We start from the raw sequence: 7,340 nt of genomic DNA on the forward strand, positions 1-7,340 counted from the left end.
TGGGGTCGTCTCAGAAAACGGAAAAAATCGTACGCTAAGACCCGGAGAGCGGACGTAGCGGCCTGAACTTCCCCGCGCCGATCTTGGCGCTGCTACGCCAGAGGTAATCGCCGGTCAGGTTGATGTGTTCCCAGCCGAGTGGCGACAGGTACTGCAACAGGCCGTCATCGACGGCTTGACCGTGGCCGCGCAGGGCGTTCGCCGCCCGCTCCAGATAGACCGTGTTCCACAATACGATGGCCGCCGTTACTAGGTTGAGGCCGCTGGCCCGGTAGCGCTGCTGCTCGAAACTGCGGTCGCGGATTTCGCCCAGGCGGTTGAAGAACACGGCACGGGCCAGCGCGTTGCGGGCTTCGCCCTTGTTCAACCCGGCATGCACGCGGCGACGCAGTTCCACGCTTTGTAGCCAGTCCAGAATGAACAGCGTGCGCTCGATGCGTCCCAGCTCGCGCAAGGCGACGGCCAAGCCGTTCTGGCGCGGATAGCTGCCGAGCTTGCGCAACATCAGCGAGGCCGTCACCGTGCCCTGCTTGATCGAGGTAGCCAGCCGCAGGATTTCTTCCCAATGGGCGCGGACGTGCTTGATGTTGAGCGTGCCGCCGATCATCGGCTTCAGCGCGTCATAGGCGGCTTCGCCCTTCGGAATGTAGAGCTTGGTGTCGCCCAGGTCGCGGATGCGCGGCGCGAAGCGGAAGCCCAAGAGGTGCATCAGGGCGAAGACGTGATCGGTGAAGCCCGCCGTATCGGTGTAGTGTTCCTCGATACGCAGGTCGGATTCGTGGTACAGCAGGCCGTCGAGCACATAGGTCGAGTCGCGCACGCCGACGTTGACCACCTTGGTGTGAAACGGCGCGTACTGGTCGGAGATGTGGGTGTAGAAAGTCCGCCCAGGGCTGCTGCCGTACTTCGGGTTGATATGCCCGGTGCTCTCGGCCTTGCTCCCGGTTCGGAAGTTCTGGCCGTCCGATGATGATGTAGTGCCGTCACCCCAATGCCCAGCGAAGGGATGCCGTAATTGGGCGTTGACCAGTTCAGCCAGCGCCGTCGAGTAGGTTTCGTCGCGGGTATGCCAGGCTTGCAGCCACGCCAGCTTGGCGTAGGTCGTGCCGGGACAGGACTCGGCCATCTTGGTCAGGCCAAGGTTGATTGCATCGGCAAGGATGGTGGTCAACAGCAGATTCTTGTCCTTGGCCAAGTCGCCGGATTTCAGGTGCGTGAAGTGCCGGGTGAAGCCCGTCCATTCATCGACTTCAAGCAGCAGTTCGGTGATCTTGACGTGCGGCAGGATCATCGCTGTCTGGTCAATCAGTGCCTGCGCGGTGTCGGGCACTGCCGCATCCAGCGGCGTGATCTTCAGGCCCGACTCGGTGATGATGGCATCCGGCAGGTCGTTGGCTGCCGCCATGCGGTTGACCGTGGCAAGCTGTGTTTCCAGTAACGTCAGCCGCTCATTCAGGTACTGGTCGCAATCGGTAGCCACGGCCAGCGGCAATTCGCTGGCCAGCTTGAGGCTGGCGAACTTCGCGGGCGGCACTAGGTAGTCCTCGAAGTCCTTGAACTGGCGCGACCCCTGTACCCAGATGTCGCCCGAGCGCAGCGAGTTCTTGAGTTCTGACAGTGCGCACAGCTCGTAGTAGCGCCGGTCGATACTGGCGTCGGCCATCACCAACTTCTGCCAGCGCGGCTTGATGAAGCCGGTCGGCGCATCAGCGGGCACCTTGCGAGCGTTATCGCTGTTCATGCCGCGCAGCACGTCGATGGCATCGAGCACGTCCTTGGCGGCGGGCGCGGCCCGCAGCTTGAGCACGGCAAGGAATTCTGGCGCGTAGCGGCGCAACGTGGCGTAGCTCTCGCCGATGCGGTGCAGGAAATCGAAGTCCTCGGGCTGCGCGAGCTTCTGAGCTTCGGTGACGCTCTCGGCGAAGGCGTCCCAGGACATGACGGCCTCGATGGCGGCGAACGGATCGCGGCCAGCTTGCTTGGCCTCGATCAGCGCCTGACCGATGCGGCCGAACAATCGCACCTTGGCATTGATCGCCTTGCCGGACGCTTGGAACTGCTGCTGATGCTTGTTCTTGGCGGCGTTGAACAGCTTGCCCAGGATGCGGTCGTGCAGGTCAATGATCTCGTCGGTGACGGTGGCCATGCCCTCGATGGCGAGCGCCACCAGGGTCGCGTAACGACGCTGCGGCTCGAACTTGGCCAGGTCGGCGGGCGTCATCTGGCCACCCTCGCGGGCGATCTTGAGCAGGCGGTTCTGGTGTACTGACCGCTCGATGCCGGAAGGCAGGTCGAGCGCCTGCCACGCCTTGAGCCGCTCAATGTGTTCGAGCATGTGACGGGAGTTCGGTTTGACAGGCGACTGGCGCAGCCAGGCCAGCCAAGTCGTCTTGCCGTTGTCACGACGTTTCAGCAGATCGTCGAGGCGATGCCGGTGCCCGCTCGACAGCAGCTCGGACAGGGCTTCATAGATGCGCCGGTTGGCGCGGGTGATGGCCTCGGCGCAGACGCGCTCGACGACATCCAGCGTCGGCAAGATGATGTGCCGGTGGCGCAGCGCGTCAAGGACGCTGGCAGCCAACACGATGCCCTTATCCGTCTGCAAGGCCAGCTCGGTCGTTGCTTTGACGGCCTGGCGGTAATGGGCCAAACCGAACGGCACCATGCCCAGGTATGCCCGCAGTTCGAGCAGGTGTTCGCGCCGGGTTTCATCGCGCTCGGCGTACAGCGGCCAGCATGCGGGATCAGTGCGCAGTTGCCGTCCGATCCATTGCAGCAAGGACACAGGCACTGTGGCATCGGGAAGCAGTCCCTGACCAGGAAAGCGCAGCAAGCACAACTGCACCCCTACACCGAGCCGGTTCGCGTCGCCGCGCCGCTGGCGAATCAACGACAGGTCGGCCTCGCTGAAGGTGTAGAGCCGGATCAACTCATCTTCGGTATCGGGTAAGGCCAACAGGCTGGCCCGCTCAGCGACGGACAGGATGGAGCGGCGGGGCATGGTCAGTCGTCCGTTCTTAAGTATTGGTACAAGGTCTCGCGGCTGATGCCGAACTCGCGGGCGAGGTGGGCCTTTTTCTCGCCAGCGGCTGCACGCTGCCGCAACTCGGCCACCCTATCCGGCGAAAGCGCCTTTTTGCGGCCTCGGTACGCTCCGCGTTTCTTGGCGAGCGCGATGCCTTCACGCTGACGCTCACGGATCAAGGCGCGTTCGAACTCGGCGAATGCACCCATCACTGACAGCATAAGGTTTGCCATCGGCGAGTCTTCCCCGGTGAAGGTCAAGTGTTCCTTCGCGAACGCGATGCGCACGCCGCGCTGGGTGAGGCCCTGCACCAAGCGGCGCAGATCGTCCAGGTTGCGTGCAAGACGATCCATGCTGTGCACCACTACGGTGTCGCCCTCACGCACGAAGGCGAGCAGACGGTCCAGCTCGGGACGTTGGGTGTCCTTGCCTGACGCCTTGTCGGTGAACACCTTGTCCACCTGGACGTGTTCAAGCTGCCGTTCCGGGTTCTGATCGAAGCTGCTGACGCGGATGTAACCGATGCGTTGACCGTGCAAGGTGTTTTCCTGATTGGATGTGTCAGGAATAACTCTATGACCTTTGCCGGCTTATGTCAAACAATTGGCAAGGCGACTCTATTCTGACGCTTATGGCTTGGATGGGTTGACGCCAAGTTAGGGTATGCCTCAACCGGACGGCATTGGCCAGCGCGTAGGGTGCTTTGCTTTATGTTTCTATTGAAATGAAACGGCCGTTACGTTATAGTTGTTCACATCTAATGCATGAAGATGTTTGAATGAACGCACAAAACTGGTTATTGCTCACCTACAAGGTGCCACCCGAACCGGCCAAGAAGCGCATCGCGCTGTGGCGCAAGCTCAAAGGCATGGGCGCTGTCTATCTACAAAACGGCGTCTGCTTGCTGCCCAAGACCGACGATCACACCCGGCGACTCAAGATCATCGAGAACGAGATCAACGAAATGGCGGGCGATTCCGTCCTGCTGGAAACGGTTGCGCTTGATCGTGCTCAGGAAGACAAAGTCATTGCCCGCTTCAAGGCAGACCGCGACGAGGAATACAAAGAACTCCTTGGCAAGTGCGCCGACTTCGAGGCCGAGATCGCCCACGAAACCGAAGTTCAGCACTTCACCTACGCCGAGTTGGAAGAAAACGATGTCGATCTGAAGAAGCTCCAGTCCTGGCTGGAAAAAATCGCCAAGCTCGACTTCTACGGTGCCACGCTGGCCGCAGAGGCAGCCGAACGGCTCAAAGGCTGCGAAGCCTTGCTGGACGCCTACGCGCAACGGGTGTTCGACGCTCACGATGAAAACCGTTGAAAGAAGAGGACATATTTCATGCGGTTGTCTGCATTTATCACTTTCTTGAAAATGCGCCCGCAAGTGCGCACTGAATTTTTGACTCTGTTCATCAGCCTTGTGTTCACCCTGCTGTGCAATGGCGTGTTTTGGAATGCCCTTCTTGCTGGACGCGACTCCCTAACTTCTGGAACATGGCTAATGCTCCTTTGCACTGGGTTGCTGATCACCGGGCTGCAATGGTTGTTGCTCCTTCTGGTGGCCACGCGCTGGAGTGTCAAGCCACTACTGATTCTGCTTGCTGTCATGACGCCCGCCGCCGTTTATTTCATGCGCAACTACGGGGTTTATCTCGACAAGGCCATGCTGCGGAATCTGATGGAGACGGACGTCAGGGAAGCCAGTGAGCTGTTGCAATGGAGAATGCTGCCCTACTTGTTGGTTGCAGCCGTATCCGTGTGGTGGATTGCGAGAGTCAGGGTTTTACGAACGGGCTGGAAACAAGCGGTAATGATGCGCAGCGCTTGTCTGGCTGGCGCTCTCGCCATGATTTCCATGGGTCTGTGGCCAGTCATGGATGTGCTGATACCCACGCTTCGTGAAAACAAGCCGCTTCGCTATTTGATCACTCCTGCAAACTACGTCATCTCGGGCATTCGGGTTTTGACTGAACAGGCGTCATCGTCAGCAGACGAAGCAAGGGAAGTCGTTGCAGCCGATGCGCATCGAGGGCCTCAAGAACAAGGCCGCCGTCCTCGTGCTCTCGTACTGGTTGTCGGGGAAACCGTCAGGGCGGCTAATTGGGGGTTGAGCGGCTATGAACGACAAACCACCCCTGAGTTGGCCGCACGCGACGTGATCAATTTTTCCGATGTCACCAGTTGCGGGACGGATACGGCTACATCCCTTCCCTGCATGTTTTCCCTCAATGGTCGGCGCGACTACGACGAACGCCAGATTCGTCGGCGCGAGTCCGTGCTGCACGTTTTAAACCGTAGTGACGTCAACATTCTCTGGCGCGATAACCAGTCGGGCTGTAAAGGCGTCTGTGATGGACTGCCCTTTGAAAACCTGTCTTCGGCAGGCCATCCCACACTGTGCCATGGCGAGCGCTGCCTGGATGAAATTCTGCTCGAAGGGTTGGCCGAGAAGATAACAACAAGCCGCAGCGATATGCTGATCGTTCTGCATATGCTGGGCAATCACGGCCCAGCGTATTTCCAGCGCTATCCCGCAAGCTACCGACGCTGGTCGCCAACCTGCGACACCACCGATCTGGCCAGCTGTTCGCATGAAGCCTTGGTGAACACCTACGACAACGCCGTGCTTTACACCGATCATGTGCTTGCCCGTACCATTGACCTGCTGTCCGGCATCCGCTCACACGACACGGCGCTGCTGTACGTTTCCGATCATGGGGAATCGCTCGGCGAGAAAGGCCTGTATCTCCATGGCATACCTTACGTCATCGCGCCGGATGAGCAGATCAAGGTGCCGATGATCTGGTGGCAGTCGAGTCAGGTTTATGCCGACCAAGCCTGTATGCAAACTCATGCCTCTCGGGCACCGGTAAGTCACGATCACCTGTTTCACACCTTGCTCGGGATGTTCGACGTGAAAACCGCTGCCTACACGCCAGAGTTGGACCTTCTGGCAACATGCAGAAAAGGACAACCACAATGACGACGTCAACGGATGATCCGCCGAAACGCTGGCTCAACCGCACCGTCGCAGGTGCGGGGATCACGAGCTCATTGGGGGATTTCTGCTACGAAACCACCACGGTCATCCTGCCTGGCTTTCTGGCCGTACTCGGCATTCCCGCCGCCGTGCTTGGCCTCATCGAAGGCATTGCCGACGCCATCGCCGCATTCACCAAGATGGTGTCTGGCTACATCGCCGACAAGCTGGGACACCGCAAGCTCTTTGTGATGGTCGGCTACGGACTGACCCCGTTGGGGCAGGTGCTGATCGCGCTGGCGGCTGGCTGGCCCCTCCTGCTGCTGGGGCGCATCGTGTCCTGGTTCGGCAAAGGGCTGCGCGGCCCGCTGCGTGATGCCATCGTTATCCAGGCCGTGTCGCCGGAAACGCGTGGCCGCGCCTTCGGCTTTCACCGGGCTGCCGACACCGTGGGTGCGGTGATCGGCCCCTTGCTGGGCGTCGCGCTGCTGGGTTGGGCGCAAGGCATTCATTGGAGCGACGCGGCTGGACCCTTCCGGCTCGTATTATGGCTGTCGGTGATTCCGGGTGTCTTAGCCGTGCTGGCGTTTCTCACGCTGGTCAAAGACCCGGAGCATTCGCCCAACCCGGCCCTGAAGTTCTTCAGCTCGCTGCGTGGCCTGCCCGCCCGGTTCAAACGCTATCTCGGCGCGGTCGGCATCTTTGGCATCGGTGATTTCTCGCACAGCCTGTTGATCCTGGCGGCCACGACCTTGCTGACCCCCTCGCTGGGCGTTATCCAGGCGGCACAGGTGGCTGGCCTTCTCTATGTGTGGCGCAACCTCGTGCAGGTCGCTGTTTCCTACCCAGTGGGCGTGCTGGCGGATCGTGTCGGCCACTTGCCGGTGCTGATTGCCGGTTATGTGCTGGGCACACTGACGGCGGTGCTGACGGCGCTCGCATTCTGGCTGGGCATAGCCAGCGTGCCGCTGCTGGCCGGGGTGTTCTTCATTGCCGGTCTGTACGTGGCGGTCCAGGAAGCGCTGGAGTCCACCGTGACGGCCGAGATGGTGCAGCCGGACACGCTGGCGATGAGCTATGGCGCGCTGGGCACCGTCAATGGCGCTGCCAAGTTCATTTCCAGCGCCTCGGTCGGCGTGGTGTGGACGGCGGTCTCGCCTGTGGTCGGTTTCGGGCTGGCGGCCGTGTTGATGGCTGCCGGTACGCTGACACTGTTGCGCGTCAAGGGCAACTGAGCAATGGGCAGGCACGACCCGCGACCGTAGCGTGCCTGTCCATCACGAGTTTCTTTGCGGTGCTTAGCGTACGATTTTTTCCGTTTTCTGAGACGACCCC

The 7,340-nt window shown here is 60.6% G+C and carries 5 protein-coding genes; 3 read left to right on the forward strand and 2 right to left on the reverse strand.

Features of this window, described 5'->3' with window-relative positions:
- Positions 1-34 precede the first annotated feature (34 nt).
- Together AC6EI8_RS22240 and AC6EI8_RS22245 are read right to left on the reverse strand one after the other, a co-directional pair.
- Positions 35-3,001 (reverse strand): Tn3 family transposase, encoded by a 2,967-nt coding sequence (locus tag AC6EI8_RS22240; RefSeq protein WP_053821785.1) that lies wholly within the window; start codon positions 2,999-3,001, stop codon positions 35-37.
- 2 nt (positions 3,002-3,003) lie between these two features.
- Positions 3,004-3,564 carry a recombinase family protein gene (locus AC6EI8_RS22245; protein ID WP_053821786.1) on the reverse strand — a complete coding sequence of 187 codons (561 nt, stop codon included), beginning with the start codon at positions 3,562-3,564 and terminating at the stop codon, positions 3,004-3,006.
- A gap of 239 nt (positions 3,565-3,803) precedes the next feature.
- Here AC6EI8_RS22245 and AC6EI8_RS22250 point away from each other — a divergent pair, with 239 nt between their 5' ends.
- The 3 genes from AC6EI8_RS22250 to AC6EI8_RS22260 are packed head-to-tail and all read left to right on the forward strand — an operon-like array spanning position 3,804 to position 7,240.
- Entirely contained in the window at positions 3,804-4,346 is a 543-nt protein-coding gene (locus AC6EI8_RS22250; protein WP_053821787.1) for a Chromate resistance protein ChrB, read from the forward strand.
- 18 nt (positions 4,347-4,364) lie between these two features.
- Entirely contained in the window at positions 4,365-6,008 is a 1,644-nt protein-coding gene (locus tag AC6EI8_RS22255; protein WP_053821788.1) for a phosphoethanolamine--lipid A transferase MCR-5.1, read from the forward strand.
- Positions 6,005-7,240 carry an MFS transporter gene (locus AC6EI8_RS22260; protein ID WP_170265907.1) on the forward strand — a complete coding sequence of 412 codons (1,236 nt, stop codon included), beginning with the start codon at positions 6,005-6,007 and terminating at the stop codon, positions 7,238-7,240. The genes AC6EI8_RS22255 and AC6EI8_RS22260 overlap by 4 nt, the downstream gene beginning before the upstream one ends.
- The last annotated feature ends 100 nt before the right edge of the window (positions 7,241-7,340 follow it).

The organism is Cupriavidus sp. R6-3, from assembly GCF_059772245.1.